This is a genomic window from Prochlorococcus sp. G4PB16, assembly GCF_059772465.1.
Window position 1 is genome coordinate 497,709 of the sequence record NZ_CM186289.1, and the last position, 25,354, is coordinate 523,062.

28 protein-coding genes are annotated in these 25,354 nt (G+C 31.4%); 12 read left to right on the forward strand and 16 right to left on the reverse strand.

Translation table 11 applies throughout. From position 1 onward, the window contains the following. Positions 1 to 1,264: 1,264 nt before the first annotated feature. The 4 genes from AC6EIZ_RS03085 to AC6EIZ_RS03100 all read right to left on the reverse strand — a co-directional run bounded on the left by AC6EIZ_RS03085 (position 1,265) and on the right by AC6EIZ_RS03100 (position 4,840). Positions 1,265 to 1,693, reverse strand: coding sequence for a hypothetical protein (locus AC6EIZ_RS03085; protein ID WP_498512271.1), 429 nt, complete (start codon positions 1,691 to 1,693; stop codon positions 1,265 to 1,267). Between the two features lie 108 nt (positions 1,694 to 1,801). Further along, positions 1,802 to 2,032 (reverse strand): DUF3104 domain-containing protein, encoded by a 231-nt coding sequence (locus AC6EIZ_RS03090; RefSeq protein WP_498512273.1) that lies wholly within the window; start codon positions 2,030 to 2,032, stop codon positions 1,802 to 1,804. A gap of 996 nt (positions 2,033 to 3,028) precedes the next feature. Then, the gene (locus tag AC6EIZ_RS03095) at positions 3,029 to 3,250 is read right to left on the reverse strand and encodes a DUF2839 family protein (protein ID WP_498512275.1); all 222 of its coding nucleotides are present in this window, start codon (positions 3,248 to 3,250) and stop codon (positions 3,029 to 3,031) included. Positions 3,251 to 4,279: 1,029 nt separating this feature from the next. After that, entirely contained in the window at positions 4,280 to 4,840 is a 561-nt protein-coding gene (locus tag AC6EIZ_RS03100) for a prepilin-type N-terminal cleavage/methylation domain-containing protein (RefSeq protein ID WP_498512277.1), read from the reverse strand. 196 nt (positions 4,841 to 5,036) lie between these two features. Between AC6EIZ_RS03100 and AC6EIZ_RS03105 the strand changes: the two genes are divergently transcribed. The 6 genes from AC6EIZ_RS03105 (at position 5,037) to AC6EIZ_RS03130 (ending at position 11,502) form a co-directional block, all read left to right on the forward strand. Continuing rightward, positions 5,037 to 5,789, forward strand: coding sequence for a prepilin peptidase (locus AC6EIZ_RS03105; RefSeq protein ID WP_498512279.1), 753 nt, complete (start codon positions 5,037 to 5,039; stop codon positions 5,787 to 5,789). Between the two features lie 63 nt (positions 5,790 to 5,852). After that, positions 5,853 to 6,335 carry a hypothetical protein gene (locus AC6EIZ_RS03110; protein ID WP_498512281.1) on the forward strand — a complete coding sequence of 161 codons (483 nt, stop codon included), beginning with the start codon at positions 5,853 to 5,855 and terminating at the stop codon, positions 6,333 to 6,335. Between the two features lie 126 nt (positions 6,336 to 6,461). Then, entirely contained in the window at positions 6,462 to 7,646 is a 1,185-nt protein-coding gene (locus tag AC6EIZ_RS03115; protein WP_498512283.1) for a type IV pilin protein, read from the forward strand. Positions 7,647 to 7,648: 2 nt separating this feature from the next. Next, entirely contained in the window at positions 7,649 to 9,286 is a 1,638-nt protein-coding gene (locus AC6EIZ_RS03120) for a GspE/PulE family protein (protein WP_498512285.1), read from the forward strand. Positions 9,287 to 9,307: 21 nt separating this feature from the next. Further along, on the forward strand, positions 9,308 to 10,354 hold the full coding sequence (locus AC6EIZ_RS03125) for a type IV pilus twitching motility protein PilT (RefSeq protein ID WP_498512287.1): 1,047 nt from the start codon (positions 9,308 to 9,310) through the stop codon (positions 10,352 to 10,354). Positions 10,355 to 10,356: 2 nt separating this feature from the next. Beyond that, a complete protein-coding gene (locus AC6EIZ_RS03130; RefSeq protein WP_498512289.1) occupies positions 10,357 to 11,502 on the forward strand; it encodes a type II secretion system F family protein in 1,146 nt (381 codons plus the stop codon). Positions 11,503 to 11,510: 8 nt separating this feature from the next. On the opposite strand, the gene AC6EIZ_RS03135 is transcribed toward AC6EIZ_RS03130, so the two are convergent. From AC6EIZ_RS03135 to AC6EIZ_RS03180, 10 genes are all read right to left on the reverse strand, one after another. Next, positions 11,511 to 13,166: a hypothetical protein gene (locus AC6EIZ_RS03135; protein WP_498512291.1), complete on the reverse strand. Its 1,656-nt coding sequence runs from the start codon at positions 13,164 to 13,166 to the stop codon at positions 11,511 to 11,513. A 6-nt stretch (positions 13,167 to 13,172) separates the two neighbouring features. Further along, positions 13,173 to 13,754, reverse strand: a complete 582-nt coding sequence (locus tag AC6EIZ_RS03140; protein ID WP_498512293.1) for a hypothetical protein — start codon at positions 13,752 to 13,754, stop codon at positions 13,173 to 13,175. Beyond that, the gene (locus AC6EIZ_RS03145; RefSeq protein ID WP_498512295.1) at positions 13,751 to 13,957 is read right to left on the reverse strand and encodes a hypothetical protein; all 207 of its coding nucleotides are present in this window, start codon (positions 13,955 to 13,957) and stop codon (positions 13,751 to 13,753) included. Before AC6EIZ_RS03145 ends, AC6EIZ_RS03140 begins: the two co-directional genes overlap by 4 nt. 4 nt (positions 13,958 to 13,961) lie before the next feature. Then, positions 13,962 to 14,453, reverse strand: coding sequence for a hypothetical protein (locus tag AC6EIZ_RS03150; protein ID WP_498512297.1), 492 nt, complete (start codon positions 14,451 to 14,453; stop codon positions 13,962 to 13,964). An 8-nt stretch (positions 14,454 to 14,461) separates the two neighbouring features. Next, entirely contained in the window at positions 14,462 to 15,091 is a 630-nt protein-coding gene (locus AC6EIZ_RS03155) for a hypothetical protein (protein ID WP_498512298.1), read from the reverse strand. Continuing rightward, positions 15,088 to 15,777, reverse strand: a complete 690-nt coding sequence (locus AC6EIZ_RS03160; protein ID WP_498512300.1) for a hypothetical protein — start codon at positions 15,775 to 15,777, stop codon at positions 15,088 to 15,090. Before AC6EIZ_RS03160 ends, AC6EIZ_RS03155 begins: the two co-directional genes overlap by 4 nt. Before the next feature lie 4 nt (positions 15,778 to 15,781). Next, positions 15,782 to 17,341, reverse strand: a complete 1,560-nt coding sequence (locus AC6EIZ_RS03165; protein WP_498512302.1) for a type II secretion system protein GspD — start codon at positions 17,339 to 17,341, stop codon at positions 15,782 to 15,784. Positions 17,342 to 18,713: 1,372 nt separating this feature from the next. Then, on the reverse strand, positions 18,714 to 19,094 hold the full coding sequence (locus AC6EIZ_RS03170; RefSeq protein WP_498512304.1) for a hypothetical protein: 381 nt from the start codon (positions 19,092 to 19,094) through the stop codon (positions 18,714 to 18,716). A gap of 202 nt (positions 19,095 to 19,296) precedes the next feature. After that, a complete protein-coding gene (locus AC6EIZ_RS03175) occupies positions 19,297 to 19,449 on the reverse strand; it encodes a hypothetical protein (RefSeq protein WP_498512305.1) in 153 nt (50 codons plus the stop codon). A 174-nt stretch (positions 19,450 to 19,623) separates the two neighbouring features. After that, complete coding sequence (locus AC6EIZ_RS03180) at positions 19,624 to 19,902, reverse strand: hypothetical protein (RefSeq protein WP_498512307.1); 279 nt, start codon at positions 19,900 to 19,902, stop codon at positions 19,624 to 19,626. 154 nt (positions 19,903 to 20,056) lie between these two features. Here AC6EIZ_RS03180 and AC6EIZ_RS03185 point away from each other — a divergent pair, with 154 nt between their 5' ends. Both AC6EIZ_RS03185 and AC6EIZ_RS03190 read left to right on the forward strand, forming a co-directional pair. Then, the gene (locus AC6EIZ_RS03185) at positions 20,057 to 20,230 is read left to right on the forward strand and encodes a hypothetical protein (RefSeq protein ID WP_498512308.1); all 174 of its coding nucleotides are present in this window, start codon (positions 20,057 to 20,059) and stop codon (positions 20,228 to 20,230) included. A 299-nt stretch (positions 20,231 to 20,529) separates the two neighbouring features. Beyond that, on the forward strand, positions 20,530 to 20,928 hold the full coding sequence (locus tag AC6EIZ_RS03190; RefSeq protein ID WP_498512310.1) for a hypothetical protein: 399 nt from the start codon (positions 20,530 to 20,532) through the stop codon (positions 20,926 to 20,928). A 379-nt stretch (positions 20,929 to 21,307) separates the two neighbouring features. Here AC6EIZ_RS03190 and AC6EIZ_RS03195 read toward each other — a convergent pair whose 3' ends face one another. Beyond that, the gene (locus AC6EIZ_RS03195) at positions 21,308 to 21,451 is read right to left on the reverse strand and encodes a hypothetical protein (protein ID WP_498512311.1); all 144 of its coding nucleotides are present in this window, start codon (positions 21,449 to 21,451) and stop codon (positions 21,308 to 21,310) included. Positions 21,452 to 21,662: 211 nt separating this feature from the next. Between AC6EIZ_RS03195 and AC6EIZ_RS03200 the strand changes: the two genes are divergently transcribed. Beyond that, entirely contained in the window at positions 21,663 to 21,893 is a 231-nt protein-coding gene (locus AC6EIZ_RS03200; protein ID WP_498512313.1) for a hypothetical protein, read from the forward strand. 249 nt (positions 21,894 to 22,142) lie between these two features. Here the strand turns inward: AC6EIZ_RS03200 and AC6EIZ_RS03205 are convergent, their stop codons facing one another. Further along, entirely contained in the window at positions 22,143 to 22,328 is a 186-nt protein-coding gene (locus AC6EIZ_RS03205; protein WP_498512315.1) for a hypothetical protein, read from the reverse strand. A gap of 937 nt (positions 22,329 to 23,265) precedes the next feature. Between AC6EIZ_RS03205 and AC6EIZ_RS03210 the strand changes: the two genes are divergently transcribed. The 3 genes from AC6EIZ_RS03210 to AC6EIZ_RS03220 are packed head-to-tail and all read left to right on the forward strand — an operon-like array spanning position 23,266 to position 25,345. Further along, complete coding sequence (locus AC6EIZ_RS03210) at positions 23,266 to 23,760, forward strand: DUF2231 domain-containing protein (protein ID WP_498512317.1); 495 nt, start codon at positions 23,266 to 23,268, stop codon at positions 23,758 to 23,760. Continuing rightward, positions 23,760 to 24,407: a DUF2231 domain-containing protein gene (locus AC6EIZ_RS03215; RefSeq protein WP_498512318.1), complete on the forward strand. Its 648-nt coding sequence runs from the start codon at positions 23,760 to 23,762 to the stop codon at positions 24,405 to 24,407. Before AC6EIZ_RS03210 ends, AC6EIZ_RS03215 begins: the two co-directional genes overlap by 1 nt. Next, positions 24,407 to 25,345 carry a cytochrome c oxidase subunit II gene (locus AC6EIZ_RS03220; RefSeq protein WP_498512320.1) on the forward strand — a complete coding sequence of 313 codons (939 nt, stop codon included), beginning with the start codon at positions 24,407 to 24,409 and terminating at the stop codon, positions 25,343 to 25,345. Before AC6EIZ_RS03215 ends, AC6EIZ_RS03220 begins: the two co-directional genes overlap by 1 nt. The last annotated feature ends 9 nt before the right edge of the window (positions 25,346 to 25,354 follow it).

The window sequence follows — 25,354 nt, forward strand, 5'->3', positions numbered from 1 at the left end:
TCTTAGAAAAAATTTTATTCCATTTCTTTGGCAACCCACCATCTATTTTTTTCAGTCTTTTTTCCAAATGAGATAAGTGCCTCCTTCCTTACCCCTGCTATCACATCCTTATTCTGCCTCATTCACATCGAAAGAATCCGCAGTGATGGGAACAACAAGAAAAAATGTGAACAGATCAATAATCTGCATTTCATAAAGCGTTTATGCTTGAAAATTCTTATCTAAACCAAATCTGGTGGTATTAGTCCCACATGCAAATAAGAAAAGACGAATTGGTACTAACATCTATCGAAGAGGTTCTCAACATTAAGTAAGTTTTATCTATGGTTTATATCTGGTTAACTATATAAATTTCTAAATGGCTGCCACTGCTGTTACCCCTAAAAAAACATTCCTAAGTAAATTTCACAGCATTAAAATTAAAACCATTGCACTGAAGTTTTCACAAAAAATATAATGCAAAATGATTGATAGGTAGCTTTAGCTCTATATCTAGTCCAATGAAAAATATCAGCAAAGAAATTAATTCATTGATAGGTTTTGTATCAATAGGATATACAAGCCATCTATTCTATGATTACTAAACTTTTTGATTCTACTGAATATTTGAAAAATCCACATACTAGAAAAACAGTGTAATCGATTTATTCAAGCAAAGAATTAAAAACAATTTAATTACTCATGATTTTTTCCAAAAAAAAACAGGTTTTATAACTCAAATTATACAAAGACAAAAAACGTGTCTTGAATAGGTCGGTCGGGTAGTAATGATAGAGAAATTAGTCTTGTAGCTCTAAAAGTGTTAGCCCAGTGCATGAAAATGAGGAATCAAGCAAGAAACCTAGGTTTGCAACTTGGTTAATGGAATATTCTTTGGTTTTTTTAATCCTATAATGGCCTATTCAATGAAATCATATGAGTCCTAAGCTCCCAAAAGTAAAACCAACGCAACAGAAGAAAGCAAATTCAGCTAAATCTCTGCATCCAGATGGGATTGAATTTAATACAACGTTAATTCGCTGAGCCATTTGACCTTGTACTCGCAGGTGAATGTGGAAAGATATCATTAAAATAAGAAAAAATACCCAGACACGTGACAGTTTAAAGGTGGGGTTTTCGTGAATTAGTTAAACTTATGAATACAGAATCTCTTTGACTTTGGCGTAACTATAAAAATCTATTAAAGAAGTCACTACAAAAACTGCTCAGATAGAAATATCCTTTTAAGCTCATTCCAATTATTTTTCATCTTCGGAGGTTAGGACTAGATTTCTTTAGCTAAATATTCAATATAATTTTTCAGAGTAAAACCATGAGAATCATCATTACCATTTACACAATCAATGTCATCAATAAGGTCTATATTGTGTCCCGCCATTAGCTCTTTTACTCTGGCATCAAACCAATCCTTGAGGGGTTTCTCTATTCTATCTTTTTGATGTTGAGACCATAGATAAGTATCAAAAGCTTTTACAGCATCCTCTCTGCTCCACTTTGGTAGACCTAGAAAATGATTTTTGGCAGGACAATCCTTCCTATTTATGTAGTGTTTTTTAGCAGTCTTAGACATTCCTCTTACATACTGTTCTCCTGCATGGGTATTTTTAACCAACAACTGACCTGCCGTATTTTCAGCTTTGACTTGAACTTCTATCCTAATATCCTTTAGGCCCAAGACTTGTATTGGATCCATGACTAGTTAGCTTTTTTGGTATCACTAAATTTCGACCGAAAATTATTGAATACATTTTTCCAGTAATTAATCACAGAATCTGGAATAGGCTTATTAAAGGGCATTTAGTCAAAAGTGCTTAAACATTATTTTTAACCGCTTTTCACGCTTAGACAGAATTTGTTTCACTTCCTCACCATGAACAAATTTAATTTCGCCTGAATCAATGTTTGCGACTGGTAAAGTGTAGAGGCATCTGGGCTCTTGCTCTTCCAACTTGTGAGTGTAGTTCGCAATCTCATCTTCTCCAACAAGCACAGTATCTCCAGGTTTAACTCTTAGAAATTCAGGCTCATTCATCTTTTTTTCGTTTCTGATTAATGCTTTTTTTGGAGAAAAGTACGATACTAATCGATCCAAGAAAAAACATTCTAAAATTAAAAAAACCACCATCATTATCAATAGTAAGTTAGCTTATGGAGAGGATGCGAGGAGTGGAATCATTCTTTTATTAATTCTGCGATCAAATCAAAAAGATAATGCACCTGATACAAGAACAAAATCAATAAGCGAGTGATAGTTGATATCCATACCTATTTAAGAAAAGAAAGAAATTTATTGAATGTTGCAGGAATAATTCAATGACAAGAGCCAACATCCAAAAACAAAAGCCACTACACATCACCCACTAAAGGATCATTCCAGTAGTATTTCATAAATCCTCATATTGCTTTTACTGTTAAATGTTTATGTATTAAAGAGCAGTTCAGTCGTAGCTACTCAGAGAAATCCTGCATAACTATTTAAGCAACACAAGATTCTGCTCTCTATCGCAATTTCTTAAAGTAAGAGCCTATGGTGATCCCACATGCCATGACGTGGGTAGTCGTTTTGAACATATTCAACAACCTTTGTTGAAACCTTAAATTTACTTATTAAGTTAAAATACTTTTGTTAATCAAACGATAAATGAATACCATAAAAACTTTCAAATTTTCCTTGTTAAAACGACAAGTCAGACACATTCAAGTGGTTAATACGAAAAAGAAATTTTTTTAAAGTAGAACAAAAAGAAAGCTGAATAATTCGAAAAACTATTATAAAATAGCTTATTTGATAGACGAGTGTTCATATATGTCAACGAGCTTCGAACTCTTGCGTTATATACTTTTTTTCCCTGGAAGTATTACTTACAGAATGCCTCACTTCAGGAGGTGGGACTGGAGGAAGCTACCCAGCCTGGTGGAATCCAGCTTTTCCTGCTCGCCAGAAACTTTCACTTTTAATGGTGCTTCTGTCCAATTTACAGAATTCTATTGCGTGACAGGTAAACACCCCAACATTTTTTTCTAGGGATTATGACTGAATTAATTGATAGCCTTTCACGAGGTTATATAGCCCCCATCCAAAAGCTCCAAGTACAAGGCCATAAAAAACAAATGGAACAATTGGATTTTTATACAAAAAAGACCTAACCTTTTTTTGAATATTTTCTTTATCAAGTACGGGCAAATTTATTTCAACAGGTTTTTCTCTTGGAGGGAGTCCCAATTCTTTTCTTCTTTTAGCTTCTCCCATAAAAAAAGAGGACGTAATCCTCTAAAGATAAATCGGAGTTGGTCTTCTGAATAAAAAGATTTAAAGGGTTTAATAAAAAAATTATTCAATAAGCATTTCTAAAAAAGTAGACACAAAAGAATGTGAGGCATTATGGGAATCTTTTTAGATTGTGTGGGTAGGATAAAAGATGAGTTCAGTGTGGTAAAAAAATGTAATTGACAAGATCCCTAGAGAACATGCTGAGAAAGTAAAGAGCGAAGAGAAAAAATAGACTATAATCATTCCATTAAATTGACTACATAGCCCATCTAGCAACTGCCAGCTCAAGTCTAAGAAATAAAAAATCCTCCACTAAAAGGAGGTTTTTTAATGATGCAATAAATCACAAATGGACAGAAGATTCCGCTGGTGCGATCCAAAGATAAAAGCAAACTCACTACTAACAAGGTTCCCTCATGTAGGACTGGGGAATTTGGGACTGATTAATACTTATAAATATTTATTCCTAAACAGCCAAATTGTTCTCAAAAGAAGGTCCGAAACCATAACATCGTAAAAAGATAAACAGACAAGTACTAAGTTGAAGTGAAATTAAATAACTTATTAGGTTAATAGAAAAAGGGATTATTTTATGATTATGATCCAATTAGTAATATCTTTAATTGCGTAGTAGATATCTCTTAAACTTACAGGAATAAAAAACAACATTGGTAAATTTAGAAACACACAAAATGATATTCTTCTTTGATTTTGAAGAAATGAGTTTACTATTAATATTAAGATAGTTAAGTTAATAATTAAAATGAATAAGCTTTGAGACCAAATATAATAATTTGTATTTTGAAAAAATGGTATAAGAATTAAATAAGAAATTAAAAATATATATGCAAAAATAATAGATTGAAAGGTATTTAGTATCTTGAAGCCAAATATACTTTTAGGAGGGAAATTTTTTATCATTACTCTCTAATAAAAAATCAATTTAATTGCTACATTTTAAACAACAATTAAATTGATTGTATTTGATTGACTGTATTTAATTTTTAATTACCATGTTCCAGAGCCAACTTCTGCTCCATCAGCGATCTCATCAGCAGTAAATTCAGTAAGATTGCAGCCTAAAGCATTATTAGCAGAAGATGTATTAGTTCCCATTGCACATGTCTTTGCTGGTTGGCCTGCTCCTGGTTGAGCTGCGTAGAAAAAGGTAGGAAGATCAGTTTGACCTGATGAGTTGTTTACAGGGACTAAAGAGTATATGTTCGCATCTCCACATGTACCTGTATTAACCGTATCTCCAGAGGCACTTGCAACAGGTAAGTATCCATTTGGTTGGTAATTAATTGCTTCATATGTTTGGTTGTTTGGATTTGAATCAAGAATTTTAACCGCACACTCTTTTACAACATTAGCAAGAGTGGTTTTCGCTCCTGCTACTCTTGCCTCTGCGTTAAGACTAGTGAAAGAAGGAATAGCTATTGCAGCAAGAATAGCTAGAACCGCTACAACTACGACTAATTCAATTAGTGAAAAGCCTTCCTCACCAGGCTTTTTACTTAATACTTTTTTAGTCCGAGTGCTATTGAGATAAAGCTGAAAAGCAAGCATTGCGAAAAATTTTACCTAGATATACAAACTATACTATAAAACTATAATATTCACTCAGCAATATACTCTTTGCTTATTTTGATAGATATGGCTGTCTCATAAATAAGAATTTGTTGTAGGTTTTCTTATGAAATTATTTTTCTTTGGACTATTTGGCTTGTGCTTCGGAAGCTTCCTAAATGTAATTCTTTATCGCATGCCAAGGAATGAGTCTATAGTAAAGCCTAGAAGTGCTTGTCCTAGTTGTAAAGCAAAATTGTCATTAATAGACTTGATTCCTGTTTTTAGTTGGCTAATTCAAATTGGAAAATGTAGGTATTGCAAAGCCAAGGTTAGTATAACTTATCCATCCATAGAAATTATTACATCAGTTTTGTTTTTATTAGCCATAGTTTCAAAGCCAACAAGTGCAATTATTGATTATAAACCTATACTTATTACTTCAGGATGTATATTATTTTCTATTTTACTAATATTGAGTATTTTTGATATAAAGTTTTTTTGGTTACCAAATAGTTTAACATTATCGGGGATATTTCTTGGGATTTTAATTAATACTTTACCATCCATTTTAAGTCTTGATTACCGTAAACTGATAATCCCACTTATATGCGGATTATATGCAATAGCTGCTTATTATATTATTGCCTTGTTTGCTTTTTTGTTGGAAAATATTTTAAATAAGCCTGCCATTGGTCTTGGTGATGCGAAGCTATCAGCAATGGTAGCTTCGTGGTTAGGTCTTGAAGGGCTTGAATTGGTACTAATGCTAACAATATTAACTAGTGGTTTGTTTTGCACACTTGGATTATTATCAGGTATTTACAAGAGAGGAAGTGTAATTCCTCTTGGGAGCTTTATATGCTTAAGTTTCGGAGCAGTTTGGTTGTTAGGCAATAATTTCTTTCTTGATATCTTAGATAGATTTCTATGGTGGAGATATTTATAAATAATATACCAGGCTAGATTAAATAGTAGAAATAGTTAATTCAAGCTAAAATAGAAAATAATTATGTTTCCAAATGAATTGATCAAAATAAATCTTGGAGTAATAAAAAGAAGTGGACTGGCATTCATTGTTATCCTATCTGGCTGCTCCAGCCCTCCTAGCCGTATCCCCAAGACGGTTTTACCTCCTCCAAATGCCATGGAAAGAATAAAGGTCCCAGCTAAAAATAAACCAATAGACCTTGATGTACTTCCTTCAAAAGAAGAAGTACACAAAGGAGTTCTCGCAGGTCGACACGACCCTTTCTCCTCTCCTTTAAGTCTAGATGCCCCTATTGGATTTCAATTAAAAGGAATTATTGGAACTATTAATTATAAATTAGCCTATGTAGAGTATTACGATAAAGCAGGATTTTTAAGATTAGGAGATATAGGTGGTACTGAAACTGATTTACTTCCCAAGGGATGGTTAGTTAAAGACATTGACATTAAAACAGGATCAATACATTTAACAAGTAGGGGGATAAATGCCATAATTAAATTATGAGATTATTATATAGTTTCTAGTAAATTCCTATTCCTTTTTTTTAGTAACTGTATTACCTGCTAGGGTTAAAATTGATTATTAGAACCTTTTCCTTTTTTCAGTAAATTCTTTAGTGATGAAAGAAAAATGAAAAATGAAAGATCAGCAAATCATTCAGGATTTACAATACTAGAACTTTCTGTAGTTCTAGCAATCTTAAGTGCTCTAGCCTCTATATCCATACCAATTGTTTTCGACACAATTAAATTATCGAGAATTGATGAAGTTAAATCTATTTTGAATAATAGTTTGGCTGATTGTTTACAATCAATTAGAACTGGAGAGGAAATATCTGAACTATCACCATCAAGCAATGTGATTTCTGATAAGAGAATTTCTTCTATTGGTTATAAAATAAAACCTACAGACACAACTTGTTCAAGCTTTTTCTTAAGCCCGATTCAATCTGATGATCAGATTTTATTTGAATTAGGATTTACTTTGGTTGAAGATGTCTCAACTGGAGAATTTAAATCTACACGATTTGGTTTTCCAAGTGGAACAAAAAGTTTAAGCTCTTGTGAAAATTGGGCTGGCATTAACTGCTCAGCAAGCCAAGCTTTATTAGATCAAATTAATGCTGCAAAAAAGCTGGCAGAGGATAGAGCAGATTGCAATTCAGCCTTCAATGCATGGTTGACAACTAACCCAAGTGGACCAAATCCAGACGATGCAAAAAAATGGATATCTCCCGATGGTCCTTGTGAAGGAAATACATATGCTTTTGAGGGAAGAGAAGTGTATTCAGAAGACGCTTACAACCGAGAATTAGATTTAAAGTATGCCCAAGAATGTCGAGAAGAGAAACAAGATTTAATAAACGACAAAAAGACAGGGGCCTTCCCCATCCAGAAATGCGGGGGGACAACATTTTATTTTTGTGACGGAGTACAAAAAGCTTCTCAGTCAGATATTAAAGCTTGCGAGGATTTAAAAAAATCAAATGATTGTCAACAAGATCTTGACCAAAAGATTAGTAATCAAGATCCAGATGGAGCCTGGAATCCTCCACATTCCCCAGGTCCAGGAGTATGTGCTGATTCTATTTGGTTATGTAATGGTAAAAAACATCTATCTTTAGCTGATTACGAAGCTAATAATGACTGTAAACAAGGTCCTCCGCCTCCTCCCCCTCCTCCTCCTACCTGTCCTGCAGGATGTGGAAGAAATCCAGTTCCAGGCTACTGTGGAGATGGTGGGCATGGAACCATTAACAACCATACAGTTTGCAGTGGTTATCCTCCATATTGCCCAAGGTTTGATTGTTATTAATTATGTATAAAATAGACAGGATTAGAGATCTAATAGATGAACATTTTTCTCTTCAATGGTGTAGGAATAATTTAATTATTCCATTAAGTGTAGAACCATCATTACCTCCTGAAAAACCTGTTCTATTAATTGCTGTAGGAAATATTACGTTTTTAGGGACCATTGGAGAATTTATTAAAAATAAAGCATCAAGATCAGGTTATAAATGTATGTTTGTAGAGAAAGATACTTCGCAAATTGAGCATCTACTTGATCAAGCGGCAAAAGAGAGAATATTTAGTAGTGAGGGATTAGAAAGTTTTTCTTTCTCAGATGATGAGTTGTTGGATTCTCTTAAAGAGGCTTCAAATAGTCAAGATGAATACGATCAATATAGTTTTGAATTTGATGATGAGGAAAATGAAGATGAAAGTGAACCTGATTTATCTATAGAAATGCTTGGTAGTAAAATTCAACGCGCAGCAGCACAGATACTAATTAAATCATGCAGATCAGGTGTTTCAGATATACATATTGAACCTCATAGTTCTAATTTTCAAGTCAGATTAAGAAGTGATGGTGTTCTTCAAAAATATATATCTATGCCTAGAAGTGCTGGACTTAAATTAACAGCCTGTCTGAAAAACATGGCTGGAATGGATATTGCAGAAAGAAGAGCATCACAAGATGGAAAGATTCGAAGAGTTTTTGAAGGGACTCCCATGCAATTCAGGTGTTCTACTGCTCCAGCAAAATTTGGAGAGAAAACCGTTTTAAGGATATTAAATAGCAGTAATGAAATATTAGATTTAGAGTCACTCATTTCTAATGAAACAATTAGAACTAGGTTTAGAAATGCAATCAACCAACCTGATGGAATTATTATTGTTTCAGGACCAACTGGTTCAGGTAAATCAACAACTTTAGCAGCAGCTTTAAGAGAAAAAGACAATGGCGAATTAAATATTGTTACCGCTGAAGATCCTATTGAATATGATTTAGGTGGTGATATTCAACAGTTTCCAGTTATTAAAGCAAAAGGGCAAAATTTTGGTTTTTTATTAAGAACATTTCTTCGCCAGGACCCAGATGTAATTCTTATTGGTGAGACTAGAGACCCCGAAACTGCTGAATCTTCAATGGATGCGGCTGAGACTGGACATCTTGTCTTTACCACTTTGCATGCAAGGAGTGCTTCTACATCCTTAACAAGGTTATTGGATATGGAGGTGCCTCCATATAAATTAACCTCTTCTTTGAAAGCAATATTAGCTCAAAGATTAATTAGGAGAGTTTGTCCTGAATGCAGTACTCAAAAGATAGCTGGCGAATATGAAAATAATTTTGGAATTAAAAGAGGACAAACAATTAGGCAAGCTACGGTCTTAAATAGTGAGGAAAAAGAAAAAAGAAAAGCAGAAGGATCCTTATGCTCGAGATGTTCTGGCACAGGTTATAAAGGAAGGATAGGAGTATATGAATTAATGATTCTTAATCGCAAAATAGCTGAAGCAATTAAGGCACGTAAATCAAATGCCGAAATTCAAGACTTAGCAGAACAAGAAGGGATGATAACCTTAAAAGATTATTGCGTTAATTTAATTCAAGATCAACAAACAACTATATCAGAACTAAAAAAAATATGTAATAGTGAAGAATGATTTTTTTAATTAATCAGATTAATGACAATAGCAAGAAAAATAGTTGAATATGCAATTAATTATAATTCTTCTGATATTCATTTAGAAGAAAATTCGCCTATAGCGATTAGGAGTAATTCAGATATAAAAATAATCGATAAAGTCCTAGGATCAAATGATATGGATGCTCTTCTTCTCGAGATCTTAGGAGAAGAAAAATTATCTCAATTCAATAAAGATAATGATTTAGATACCTCAATCGGACTTGAAGGTTTATCTAGACTGAGAATAAATGCATATGTTGCTAATGAGAGAAGATGTTTAACTCTAAGATTGCTTCCTAACAATCTTCCTAAATGGTCTGACCTAGGTTTGCCAGAAGCATTTATAAACTTATCAAAAAAACATAGAGGTTTAGTTCTCTGCACAGGTCCAACTGGTTCTGGAAAGTCGACCAGTCTCGCAGCGTTTATTAATTGTATTTTAGAAACCCAAAGACGGCATATCCTTACTATTGAAGATCCCATAGAGTTTCAATTTTCTTCTACAAATCAATCTATTATTCACCAGAGGGAAGTAAAAAGAGATACCGATTCATTTGCGACTGCTCTTAGAGCAGCATTAAGAGAAGATCCTGATGTTATTTATATTGGAGAAATGCGAGATCTTGAAACTATTCAATTAGCTATTACTGCCGCTGAAACTGGACATTTGGTCTTAGGAACATTGCACACTTCCTCAGCTGCCAAAACAGTAGAAAGAATTGTAGATGTCTTCCCTGCAGATCAACAAGAACAAGCTAGATTGCAAGTCTCGACTTCATTGGCGGGTATAATGTCTCAAACATTATGTAAAAATACTAAGGGCAAAAGATCATTAGCATATGAAATTTTAGTTAATACTAATGCGATTTCAAATTTAATTAGAGAAAAGAAAGTTAGTCAAATTTACTCTCAACTTCAAACAGGAAATAATGAAGGGATGAATACTTTAGAGCAATGTTTGCAAAGTTTGCTTGACCAAAATCTTATTACACCTGCCGAGGCTATCTCAAAGGCCTCAAACCCTAAAGCAATAAATATTAATTAATTATGGCAAAGTATTCCTATAAATCAAATCTAATATCACAATCAATTGAAGAAAAAGGTTTATCCAATTCAAGAAAAATTATAAATATAAAGGATTCAAGTTCAGTAAAAGTTAAGCAAGCTGATCTACTTATATTTTTTAGACAATTGGCTGTAATTCTTCAAAGTGGAGTACCTCTAGCTCAAGGTATAGAATTACTAGGAGAAAACACAAGATCAGAAAAATTCTCAGCCGTTCTTTTAAAAGTTTCAGATAGATTAAAATCAGGCGATGAATTATCCTTATGTCTTAATGATTATCCAAAATGTTTTGCCCCGATAACAATTGGACTTATTAAAGCAGGAGAAGCTGGAGGCATACTCGATAAAGTACTTGAGAGGATTGCAATACTTATAGAAGAACAGGAAAAGATCAAAAGCCAGATTACTGGCGCATTAATTTATCCAGTAATTATTCTTGTATTGGCAATATCTGTCAGCTTGGGACTTTTAATATTTATTGTCCCTAAATTTGAACTAATGTTCAAAAGTTTTAATGCTGAGTTACCAGGATTAACAAAATTTATGCTTGCTTTATCCAGAATAGTTGTTTCAAATTTATTCTTAATAGGAGCACCCATCTTTATTTTAATATTACTATATATATTTAAGCAGTATTACTCATCAACTACAGGGAAAAGATTGGTAGATAATTTTATTCTTAGGATTCCATTATTTGGAGATCTAATATTAAGAAGTGAAATAGCATCATTCTGTGATACATTATCAACATTAATGAATGCTGGAATACCAATAGTAGAAGGATTAGAAAGATGTCGTTTGGCAAGTGGGAATCAAGCCATAAAAGATATTATTGCAACATCAGTGATAGAAGTAACTCAAGGAAATGATCTTAGTTTATCTTTAAAAGAAAGTAATATTTTACCTAAATTAGTAGCCTCTATGGTTCGAATTGGAGAAGAAAGTGGAGAGTTAGGGTTTATGCTGGATAACTTATCTAAGTTCTATAAAAGAGAGGTTGAAAATACAGTTTCATCTTTAACAAAAGCAATGGAACCTGCTGTAATAATAGTTATAGCAGGAATAGTCGGAACAATAGTTGTATCACTTTATTTACCAATGTTTGAAATAATAACCGTAGTCAAGTAAATCTTAAACTAAAAATCAGGCATCTCAAATTCAGGTGAATCATTATTTTCATATTTGGTTGATTTGCTTTCATCTATATCCTTATTATTCGATTTAACTTCTGATTTATTATTATCTGCTCCTTTTTTTTTCGATATAGATTCTTCGATCTTTGAATCTTCATCTTTATCTGATAGATTAATACTTGGCCAATCATCTTCATCATCTAGAGAATTTATCTGGTCCTTTCTTAATTGAATATTAGTTCCTCTTACTTTAAGTTTATCTTTTTTATGTTGAGAAAATGAATTATTAGTAATACTTTCAAAGAGCTCTTCTTCTTTATGATTATATGGATTTATCGCTTTTACCTTCAATTCATTAATTTCTTCATTTATTGCAAACTCTATATTTGTTTCTTTAGAATTAATTACTGTAGATTGTAATACTGGCTTATTTTCTATTCTTGTTTCTTGCTTTTCTGGACTAAAGACAGTTTCTTTAATATTTTTTGTAGCTGAATACTCTAGTAGATAAGAATTTTCACTAGTATCGGGCAATGATTTTTTAATTATTTCACGCTCTAAACCTTTATTTCTAATATTAATATCAATTAAACCTAAACCTGAGCCAATAATATTTGAATAGTTATGGATATCATTACCATACTGCAAAGCTACTTGACCTACATGATTTGCAAGATTTGAAACTAAAACATTAACAGGTATATTGTATTCTGATTGTAATAAATTAGCTAGATTAGGATGTAAGCTATTTGGCCCACAAAGAATTATTTTTTTCCATTTACCATTGATATTTATTTTTAGAAAATCATTCATTTTAACTTCTAATTCATTACACATAACCTGAATATCTATTTTTGAAAGACTTATATTTTCATCTATTTCACTATCGTCTTTGGAACCTTGCTCTTCGTTCTGATTTTTAATAGCTGCAATTTTTGAAATATCCATATGAGTGTATGTTGAATATATTGTTAAATGGGTACAATCGCTATTTAAATCTAAAACAATTAGATATTCATCTTCTAACAAATTTCTTATTTCAGAAAAATATAATCTTGAATGGCATGTAAAAGCTAATTCAATATCACATAAATCCAAGTCTGCAAGTTCTAATGTTTTAATGATTTGATTGGTTATCTTTTTGGGAATACTTGATAGAAAAAAACCATTATGTAGTTGACCATTAATTTTCCTTAATTGATAATTCGGGATCAATGAAAAATCAGTCTGGCGTATTGGAACAGGTATTTTATATTCAGTTTTTGGGTCTAATATATATTCTCTGACTTCTTCTTCGATAACACTTGCTGGAAGAAATAATGTTTTAGTATAGGCTGCCTCTGGAGGAATTATAACTCTTGCCTTATGAGCAAATATCTTTTCACTTGAAATAATATTCTTTAACAATCCAGCCATTAATTGGGGGTTTGTAGGGGCACCTCTATCAATGGCACTATCATCATCAATATCAATATTATTTAAATAGGAAAAGTTAACTTCTTCTGATTGTAATTTTGCTAATCCATAATATAGCGAGGACTTCTTAAATTCGAAAATTAGTTGGCTGCTCGTGATTTGTTTTCTTATTTTTTCAAAATAATGATTTATAGGAGAAATATCTAAACCAAAAAATAAATTTTCTGTTGTTGTTTCTTGCATGATTTGTTAATGATTACAAAATGAACTTGGACGGCAGAAAAGCTTTCGTATTGGAATTTTAGTAGTTGATATTTCATCATTTAGACCTAATAAAAAATAGATTCCTGGCTTTGCTTTTGAATTGTTTTCAATCAGGTCTGACAAAGAGCTCTCTCTAAGCGGTGTGGAACGAAGGCAAATTGCATATCCTGATCCTGCAGGAGTCCAATTGCCAGATGAAGTAATGGTACTACTTACTGGGAGTTGCCATGTCAAATTTGGAGTATATGAACAACCCTTTGGCAAATTGGCTTCTTTATATGACTCTATTACTGCCATTTTTGATAAGCTTATTGCAGGTTGAGAAAGAATATTCGCGTATCTATCGAGAAATAATGAAAGATTATATTGGTCATTAATTGCATTTCTTGGTATTCCGCTTACTCTACTGTTCCTATCATTATTTCCAAGATATCTCATACTTAATTCAGTTATTAGTATGCTAACAGTAAAAAATAGCACCAACATATAAATAGATACAATCATTTCGATAATTGTCATTCCTGAATCATTTGATACTATTTTTGATCTAAGATTTATTAATTTCACAGCTTTTGTGGAAGTTGTTTAATGTTGTTATTTAAAGTATTAACCTCAAGTATCCTTCCAGATCCCTTTATAACTTCCAATTCATCTTTTGTTAATGGGAATCTTATAGATCCTTGAATAATGGTTTCAGTGACTTGAATTGCAAGTAATAAACTGGTGGTAGCCAATAATGCAATTATACTCCCAATTAATGATTGAAACATATTATTATAGATTGTACTCGAATAAACATTTTTCAGTTCCTTTTAATATACATGAATAAAAAGTTACTGGAGTATCAGAGCTGGGATTATTTAATAATATCAATCTATGATTTCCTGAATACAAGGCACATGTATTTTGTTGAGTTGGTTGAGTATTATGCAATCTATAATTAATTAATTCATCATAATCCTTTAAAATGTTGTAAAGATCCTGGTGTTCAGCATTGCTCCCGGGAAAGTTATTAGGATCATTCGTTATTCCACTAACAATTTTTAAACATGCTTCTTGAGCATTCCCTAATTTATCAGAATGATTTTTTAAGATATTGAGAAAGGTCCTCTCACTTAATTTATAATTATTAATAGAAATTTTTAATGAATCTGAAATCTTTGTTGAATAATAGGGTTGAATTCTCCTTATGCCAAATGATAATTCGAAGATAGCAAATGACATTGATAACATTGCTGTGCCAAGTAATGAATAAATAAATATCATTTTATGTGTTAATTGGAATTGCCATGAACATTTATTGTTATTCTCATGGGAGACATATTATCTGAACTTTCGTCTAATACATCTGATCTCCTGATATTATCTTTCATCTCAATCTCTTGAATAATTATCAATGAGTCTATATTTTCTAGAGCACTTATAAATTTTGCAAGATCAGGATAAATACCTTCCATTGATATTTCAAATTCCTGTGTAAATTGTCCAGGAAGTATTATTGAATCATTTGAGCTTTTAACATTAGATTGTATAATCTTTTCTTTTGGCTTTATTTCTTTAATTGAAATATTATAATTATTAGCAATCATTTCAATCTTAGATAAGATTGTATCTGAATTGATCCTGCCAACTATAATTTTATTTATTCTTTTTTCCTGATCTTGTATTAAATTCTTTGTTTTTTTTAGTTTTTCAACTCTAGACTCAATTAGTTTTATTAACGATACTTTTTCTTTTAATACATCTATATTACTATTTGATACTTTAATTATTTCTATTCTTGGAATAATGCCCAAAATAAATACTAGAGTTGATATTGAGAATCCAGATAATATTGGAATAAATATTGAGGCATTCTCGGGATTTATAAATCCTTTCCGATTTTTTAGAAGATTATCACTCATTTTATAAGTCCTTCTCTTCTAATATATTTTACTCTATTAGCAAAGCCATAAGCTTTGTATCTAATTAAATACTTTTCTAATTCAGTCTCATTTAGATTATTAAATTTAAGTTCAATTATAAATTTTGTTTGAGGATATTGACTATTTGCAGACATGAAAATCCATATTCTTTTTAATTTAATGCTCTTTTCATCAAAGAATGATGATTTTTTTAGCTTCAGCATAAAGGAATTAATATTTCTAAGTCCTTCTTCCTCTGGAGCAGATCCAGAGATCTCAAGCATTTCGTCTTTAATTTTTATACCCTCTAATTCTATTACTTGAGGAATTAAAAACCTAATATTTTCAAGAATAGCGGTTGCTGATTTCTTTGATAAAAGAGTCTTAGCTTTATTCTTATTATTATTATATTTATTTTTTACATCTAAAAGAAGTTTTCTGTGAATTGCTACTAATCCATCATATTCTCTAGATTGGGCTAATAGTAATTTTTCAATAGATTGCTTTTCTCTTGAATAATTCCATATAAAAAGATAGCTAATTATGGATATTATAATTGTAATAAATGCTATGGTTTTTCCTTTTCTTCTTATGGATTGTATATTTTCACTTGATGATCTAATTAGGTTATTTTCCTTTCTTCTTTGTTCTAATAAATCTAACTCCTTCCAATTTCCTAAATTCATTATATTATTCCCCTTGTAAATGTCTTTTTATTTTTGGAGATAAATTATATGCTTGATCGTTAGTATCTATTGAATCATTAATTATGTTTGGTGTAACCATAATTATCAATTCTCTATTTTCATTACTTTTACCTTCAGATTTAAATACACTTCCAATTAAAGGTATGTCTCCAAGGATTGGAAGCTTTGAAGTTGTTTCCGATGCCAAAGTTTGCAAAACACCAGTTAATATTAATGTCTGACCATCTTTCACTCGCACTGTACCAGTATCTAATTTTCGCTTATTTAATATATAATAATTTCCACACATTGGGTTATTATATGTATCACTAACTGCTGTTAAATTGGGGCTAAGTGAAAATGTAACATAACCATTATCATCTATTTTATGTACTTTCGCAGCTAATTCTAAACCTGCTGTTTCAAAGGCAGCTGTACATTTATCTGATTCTCCTTCTTCACCTTTTTTATAAGTAAAATTAGTGATTACATTACTACCAACAGATATAAAAGATTCATTTGCAGCTGAACGTCCGACTCCACTGAGGGTATCTGAACTTTCGTTTAGGATAAGAGTTGGACTAGCTAAAGTATTTGAGCTTCTAGATTTTATATTAGAAATAAGGTTACTATAAAATCCACCATCAGGATATTCTTTCCCAGGGTTATCTATTGGGCTTGCGGAAGAAATGTTTGCAGCTGGAAGTAATGAACCAAATACAGCAGCTAGTGAACCATTATTGTTAATAATAAATGTATTGCCTGTTCTCAGGGAAAAACTCTTATCTAACCCTTCCTCCTCACTTAATTTTACATCAATAATTTTTACAGATAAAGCAACTTGTCTTTGCCTAACATCTAGTTGTTTTAAATATTTCTCTGCTACTTCTATTAGACTAGGCTCTCCAATTAAAGTAATTTGGTTTAATCTTGAATCTGTAGTACCAGTTAAACCTTTAAGGGGTCCAGTTGAAGCTGAATAAGTTTCTACATTTGATAATGATTGTGTTATTGAAGTTTGGGAATTAAAATTAGAAGAACCTCCAGTCTTAGTACTTGTTGTTATTATTTCCACCTTATTAATTGCAGCTCCCAAGCTCGCAAGATAATCAGCTGCAGAGTCAGCTGAAGCTTGATTTAATCTATAAACTTTAGAAAGCTTAGAATCAAAACTTAATCCAAGAACACTTGGACCAACAAGCAGTAAATTATTTTGTCTTTTAGCCTGTAATCTTGCAGCAAGTAAAATACTATTTATAGAAACTGAGTAATCTTCGTTGTCCAAATCTAAAGTAACTTTTCTTTCATTAGTATTATTAGATTTTGATGTTTTTTTTCCTTCATCCTCAACAAATACAAAACCATAACCACCTATTTTGGAAATTTCTTTTAGGATTTCTACTGAATTTGCGTCTTTAAGTTTTAAAGTTATCTTTGGTCCTTTTAAATTAATGTAACCCCTATTTTTTAGAAAATCACCTTGACTTATAATTTTATCTTGTGGTGCTGTTTGTTTTGTAAGTCCTTCACCTATTTTAGATTGTTCTAATTTTGGCTCACTCATCAACGCATCCTTCACAGATTGCGATCTATTTTCTAAAGGACAGATTGAAAGAAAAACAGTAAGAATAGCGCTAGTTAAAAAATTCTTTTTAGTCAAAATAATTAATCAAGCAAACTGACTATATCGCATATTTTGACTAGTAGCTTATATTATTATTTTGATTTATTTAAGATAATGGCCTAAGGAAGGAGAGTAGTAACCGATTCATTTAAAAAGTTTGTTATGGGAGGGAAGTTAAGAAAAGAATCAAAAAGGAAATAAGCTAAACCGCAGTTCAATAAAACAGCAAGCCACTCCTCATCCTTCCAGAAAACAAAAACTTGACCTAAACAAATAAGTCCGAAATTACCAACAATAAATACGAAAAGATTTTGAAGTGAGTGATTTTAAATAAGGATTTCATAGGTCTTAAAAATAGAACTCGAAAAGATAGTTAATCCTAATTAAGTATTCAAGCATTTCTCTCATCAGAAAATACTTACGTCTAAAAACATTTTGTTAGTGGATTGACAACGTCTGTTCGTCGGTAGTCGTAAATGTACCTTAACAAAAACTATCTGCCAAAGTCAATGTATGACTTAGAAATTTTGCATAACCCAAGGCAATGAATTGAAAAGGTAGTACCAATATAATTAACCCAAAAAGAACTTGCTCTCATTTTATATATGAATGTTAAAACCTAACAAATATTGTCCATTCACAAGAACTAATTCCATCCAATTACAAATTTTACCCATAGCCAAATCTGATTGGAGACCCACCCTAAGTAAAGTAATTTTCAATAACCAGAAACATCCGATCTGTAGCCCAAGTATTTGAATGCCTTAAAATTTTTACATAAAAATCATGCCGCTTTAATATGGCTTCAACTTATGAAATTGCAATAGCTTGTCTCGCAAGACTGTTTAAATAAGCCAGCTTAGGCTCCGAATTAGAGATAATAAATACTAACAATAACAACAACTAAATCAATCAAAGAAAAACCTTTTTTATGTGATATTTTCCTTGATAGGATTAATAATACAAAAATCGAACAGAATTTTATCCCTTTCCCGATTTGACTTATTTTGCCAAAACTAAAACCATAAAGGATAAGTAAATATACAAATGCTTTGTCAGAAGTTGGATTTATTGGTCATTTACTACTTACTTCTTGAAAATGTGTAAATTATACAAAAGGATTAGAGAGGAGGGCTTATTCAACTATATTCCCATTTCACAAGCTCATCAAAGGAAAAATACGAACATTACAGTATTATTAAAATAAGAAAAAGAGACAGGTAATTAATTTATAGATCAACTATTTAAATGCATTTACAAGACTATATTTGACATTGTTTTCTACTGAACTGAATTTATAACAAACCCCAAATCAAGTCAAATAAACCATGGCAGCCCTAACAAGCTCACAAACTCCTTGAGAGAGAGCCCTAATATAGACGGAAGTAATAGCTAATATCCAATAAGACAATGGAATAACAAGGAACATCAACCATAACCTGAAAATATTTGACCATATAAAACTTAAAGTTGGAATAACTCCAACAAATATCAAGCTAAAAATAAAAGCAACTATCAGTAGAAATTTCATAGCACCTTTTGTCTTGATAAATTTCATTAAAGGTTTTACAAATCTTTCAGGTAGTAAATATCCCCAACGGGAAGGTCGATGCTTTATCCAAAAGCCCATATCCTTTTTTATTTGTCTGTCACGACCTGCAAAAAATTCTTTTGTTTTCTTCTTATTAGTCATTAATACTTCTAATTACTAGTGGCAAAATTTGCTGCTACCCAAGTAGCTACTTCATAAGTTTCATAATCACAAATTTTTCGAAAAATTTCATGAAAATGAAACAATTTCGGACAACTTTACAAATTTCTTTAATTACTTATGTCTATTATGTTCACTATTTTTTTTAGACTTTTGTGTTATAGCTGATTTACCTGTCTCCAATTTATGCATCAGTTTCTTTAACTTGGTCAGTTTTAATTTCATTTTTTTCCTTATCTTTTGAATAGGAACAACCACCTTCTCCTCCCCAACCCCAAGCTAGAGATGGACTTCCAATTACTGAAAAAGCCAAAACTAATGAAACAAACTTTTTCACTTTGAACAAATTTTTAGTCATATCATAATTGGTTTTTCCAAAATACGTTAAATCAAGTTAAATAATTTAGTATCGAAAAACTCTTTCGGGAATTTTGCGAGAGTTGTCTTTGGGGGAGTTAAAATCGGGGTAATTACCACCTCATGATCGTCTCACATCCACAGACCCTAAATTTTAATCAGCTATTTTCTTTCTCTTTTCTCGGGCAACCGCATCATTTTCTAGAGTTGTATTTATCAAACCTTGATAGTCTCCACCTGCTGAGGCAAGACCAAACATTAAAACAAAACCTACCCCCGCAATTATCGTCACAATCCATGTACCCATAGACATATTGAGAGGGATTGCAAATAATGGAGAAGACATTAGAAATTTATCAATAAAAAGATCATAGACATTATTCATCATCGATTCATCTTTATTTATGCTGCATTCGTATTGCTTTTGGCACATAGATCAGCCGTTTTCTCTGAAATAAATCTTCCATATATTTTCTACATATTCGATAAATGACTTAATTAAATTATAACTTTTGCGAATAAGTGTAAATTCCGCTTCCATTAAGGATGAATAGCACCATATTTAGTGGGCAATACCATTCGAAGGGATGACCTGTACACTACATTCGCCTTCTATTTACCCAGAGATCATCGCTCATACCACACTCGATCTTATGACTAAGGTAACTGAATATAATTCTCCAGCAAAGCAAATAGCAAAAATAGAAGCTCAAAGAAGAAACGAAGAAGAGCAGGTGCTACAAAAACAACTGCGAGTCTGACAAGAAATAAAGCTAAAACTGCAAGTTAATACTTATAAGATCCCGCTGAGTCAACTCTCTTATTTATCCATAAAAGGTAGAGGAAAAAACTTTATATAAATGATAGGGTACGGTATTTAACCAACGAACTAGTTCTAATTAATTGGCTAAATCAACGATCAACAAATTTGGGTAAAATTTTAAGAAAGGTGTTATTGCTTAAATCAAAATCATCACAGCTCGTCCAAATAAATAAACAGTGGTTTTAGTCAACGATGAAAGTCTAATCAATGTCCCATCAAAATTGGCATAAGTTAAGTATGAAAAGTTTGTTTTGTTGTGCCTTAGTATTTTTATTTATATTCATTGCACATTCATTCAAAGTTCATGCTTCTGAAAATGAATCCATACTAAATGACTCTCAAATAAAAATTGCTAACAAATATGCGGAAAGATTTTGCAGTGCTAAAGCCGATAATTTTTTTGAGGGATTAGACAATGAGAAGACTCTAAAATATTCATACTTTAAATATATAGGTTTTAACAGTGAAGAGTTATTTTCGAATGAAATATACAAGTCATTAGTCAATCAAATAAGAGAAAACTGCCTTATCAGCAAAGAAGAAGAAAGTGAAATAAATGAATTTTTTTTAGAGGAATCAAAGGCAAAGCTAAAATCATCAGACATGACACTTCTGGTATCAAAACCAAATGACTGAAAATTATTATCTGATTTTCAAGTATTTATAGTCACCGTAAGAAAGTATATTGAATTCATCTTATTAGAGCTTTAGCCTATGAAGCACATATTTATAGAAAGCATCAACTATTTTGAAAGATATAGGTTTACCTGTCTAAACATGTGCAATCCTATCAAGGATTGAGGCATTGAAAGCAAGAAAAAAATATCCCTTATCAAGTAACTAGCACTATATATTCCAATATACAATTGACGGAAATGATGTTTCGCTAATAATCGTGATGGTTTTAAATGTTCTCTCTCAAGTAAATCAAATTCTTTCTCGGAGAGTTTTCTGCTCCAAAATAATCTTCTATTAATTTTTTAATATTAAAGGTCATACAATTAATCATAGAAAATCAGTTCTGATCAATACTTACTTTTGGATTATCATAGGGATCATCTGTTAAGGCTGCCAAACAAATTCTTTTAGGAGTCTCAAATTGCTCATGGTTGTGACAATGTTCCAAACAATTAAAATACCTATCTTGATTTGACTTCATTACAAAAATATATTTCAGATAAATTAATCCTTCAAGGGGCAAATCATTAGTTTATCAAATCTAGATTTAGATTAGTTAATCTAAAGGTAAAATTTGATATGTATATTCTAATTAAATAAAACAATTCAACATAAAATACTATAAATCTAATAATAGATATGAATTGCTTAATAAGTTTATAAACTACAGTGTATACCAAAAAATAAGTTTAATGAATCCACAAATTTTATTTAATTTTACGCTTGCACTTTTAACAACAGGGACGATTTTATTATTTAAAGGACTATTCATATTAGGGCTTGGGAGTTTAATAATTGCGGTAGGAACTTCAATTATTTGGCTTATGTCAGGCTTTTTTGGGAAATTCGAATATGAACCAACTGATTCTAAAAGAGAAGATGAGAAAGATGACGAAGGGAAAGGCGTACTAAAGCCATTCTAAATTAGATTTGATTTTAAATTATTAGTGATTTGACAAATAATAGACAATCAAAGAAATCAAGACCCCTGTCCAAATACCTTTAAAAAATAATCGAAACTCACCAATATTTATATATTTGTCAATTAATAATGGAGCTATTAATTCATTCATGCTCTTTTTTTAATAAAACTATATGCCTTACTAGAAAAACTTGCATGAACAATTAATACATCGAAGATGTTATATTTATACATGCCTTTAAATTAAACTCTAATTCTTCAGTTCTACATATTTATTTAAAAATGCCTTTATATATGAAACAAATCTGCCGAAAGGAGAAGAAATAAAAAAAGATTGATTTAAATGATTAATAACAAATTTTCTATATTCTAGATTTGTTTGAAAATCTGTTCCATTACATGGCAAGCGATCAAGATCATCAGTTTCAAAATACACTTGTTTATCTAAAGATGAATTTCTACTATCATTACCTTGATCAGACTTTTGTCTATATATTTTTATATAAAATCAAACAAAAATTGATACATGTATTGATATTTCTAGAGAATTATTCTCGTTTAATTAGCACATCTAATATTAAAAAAGGTCGATACAATAAGGTTTTGTATCTGAATAGTTATGTTTTGATAAATAATTGAAAACTTCTTTACTTTAATAGTTGGCATTCCAATATTTCTTATTATCGAAGGCTGAAGTAGTTTGCTCTCTTATCATTGAAAGAAATTTTTTATTATGAATATCATATTGGTTGCATTCGAACCCTACTAGAAGCTGTCTGTCAATATCATGGAAATCAGCTTCTATTTTTACCTTTGATGAGGTATTTTTGATTTTTTTCTTTTTCATAAATCAACAAAGTCAATCCTTCATGTTGTCATCATTAAAGGAATTGTTAACAGAGTGCAATCACCTAATTCAAAGGAGAGGAAAGTATTATGTATTAAATTTAATACCTAAGTGAATCTTTTATTATTTTCTTTTCTGATTATTTTTATAATATTTTTATAGGTTACTATTTATTTGATGTATTTAGCGGAAACTTTGGGATTAGAATTTATAGCCCCGCAAAGTGTATTAGGCATCCTCATCATATTAACAGGTATCATTTTCTCCCTCATGATGTTCTATGTAGGCTATATCTCGATTCGAGAGATGTATTCAAATAAATCTCTGGCACCAACAGATAAAAAGATAAAGGAGCAAAAAGAAAAAATAGCCAGACTTTACCCTCAATCCTAATTATTTATTTAAGAATTTAATAAGAAAATTCAAAGTAATCTTTATTACTATAAAAGCAGCCGGATCTTATTTAAGACATTGACCTTTTTTAATCCATTGACATGATATGTATCTACAGCTAGGTCTAGTAGTGATGAGTCTACTGCCAGCACTTAATGAAAAAAACCTTCCTTGGATCGATGTTATACATCCTATAGTTGTTCATTTTGTCATTGCTATGACTTTAATAGCAGTAGTATTTGATATTATTGGTATTATCACGAAAAGATCTAATCTTTTTGAGGTTAGTTTTCTTAACTTAATAGTTGCTACTATTGCAATTTTTATTGCCATTATTTTCGGTCAAATTGAAGCAGGCTTGGCTAATCCTTATGGCTCTTCAAGGGATATTTTAAACTATCACAGTACTATTGGTTGGTCATTAGCAGCGATTCTTTCAATAATAACTGGTTGGCGTTATGTCTCACGTCAAAATAATCCTAATAATCTATCTATAGGTTTTTTATTTGTTGACTTAATGCTAGCTTTTCTTGTATTTACTCAAGTTTATTTAGGTGATAAACTTGTTTGGATTTATGGATTGCATACTGTTCCAGTAGTTAATGCAATTAGAGATGGGGTAATATAATGTTATTCGATAATATACTTTATAACTATTATTATATTTTATCTGATATCTCATCTCCGATTTCAGAAATTAAAAGCTATTTAGGTCCCAACGATCTTCCTTATAACATACCCATTCACCCCAATCTCGTTCACTTGACTATTGGACTATTTGCTATCGCAATAGCTTTTGATTTTGCAGGAGCACTTTATCCTTTTGAAAAGAGAATACTTAGATTTTTAGCTTTTCCAGTAACCAGGGTTGGATTTCATGATGTTGGTTGGTATAACATTCTTGCAGCCTCGTTTATCACATTTTTCACAGTTGCTACAGGCTTCTTTGAAATGCTTTTAGCTGTTCCAATAGGAGGTGTAAAAAGTATTATTGGCCAAGGAGCCATAACAACAATGCTTTGGCATGGTGTAGGAGGAGTTTTAATATTATTTATTTTAATTACAATGACAATTTGGAGAGGTTATCAAAGATTTGTTTTTAGAAAAGATTTTGGTAGACAAGTATCATGGGCGTATTTATTTTCAGGTACTATTATTCTACTAATTATGGGATTACATGGAAGTCTAGGAGCTTGGTTAGCAAGTGATTTTGGTGTTCATATTACAGCAGATCAACTTTTAGTTAAAGGAAGTGATCTTGCAAGCATTTTATAATGAAATCAAATCTAAAAAGAATTATTAATCAAAAGTTAATCTCTATATTAGGTGTATCGTTAGCAATATTTATTGATTTACTTCTTAGTAAATTAATGGCTAGTTGGTCATACTCTTGGCTTCCAGTACAGGCATCAGCAGCAGCCCCGTATGTTGATAATCTATTTGCTTTTGAAACAGGCATTGGAACTTTTATTTTTCTTGGTTGTTCAGGTGTAATTGTATGGGTATTAATATTTAATAGAGCACCAAAGTATGATGAAAGTTTTGGAGAGCCAATAGAGGGTAATACAAATTTAGAAATTGTTTGGACTGTAATCCCCCTTTTACTTGTCATTGCAATAGCGATTTATTCAACAAATATTAATAGCACTCTTAAGAATTTAGGATCAAAATATAAATATGATCCACAAAAGGATTTAATTCAAAATTCCGAACTTGGAGAAAAGATTTCTGATGCTCCAATTGATGTAATAGCAAGACAATGGAACTGGGAGTTTGTCTATCCTGAAGGGTTCTCTAGTTCTGAGTTACATTTACCAATCAATAATAAGATTAACTTTAGATTGATTTCTAAGGATGTCTTACATGGTTTCTATATTCCTGCTTTTCGTTTAAAACAGGATATTATTCCAGGAAGTATTATCGAATATAGCCTTACGCCAACAAGAGCTGGTGTTTATCGTCTTAGAGATTCGATGTTCAGCGGAACATATTTTTCTGAAAATCAAACTAATGTAATTGTTGAATCAAAAGATTCTTACCAGAATTGGATCAACAAAACTGTAAAAAAAGTACCAGTTAGCGGTTTAAATCAAGCTGGCATTCTTTATAAAAAACGATTAGAAAAAGGTGATAGGGGCTGGGCAACCGTACCTCCAAAATCCTCCCCAATGGTTAATGAGCCTGGAGATTATCAGCAACCACATGAAGGATAGATTCGATTT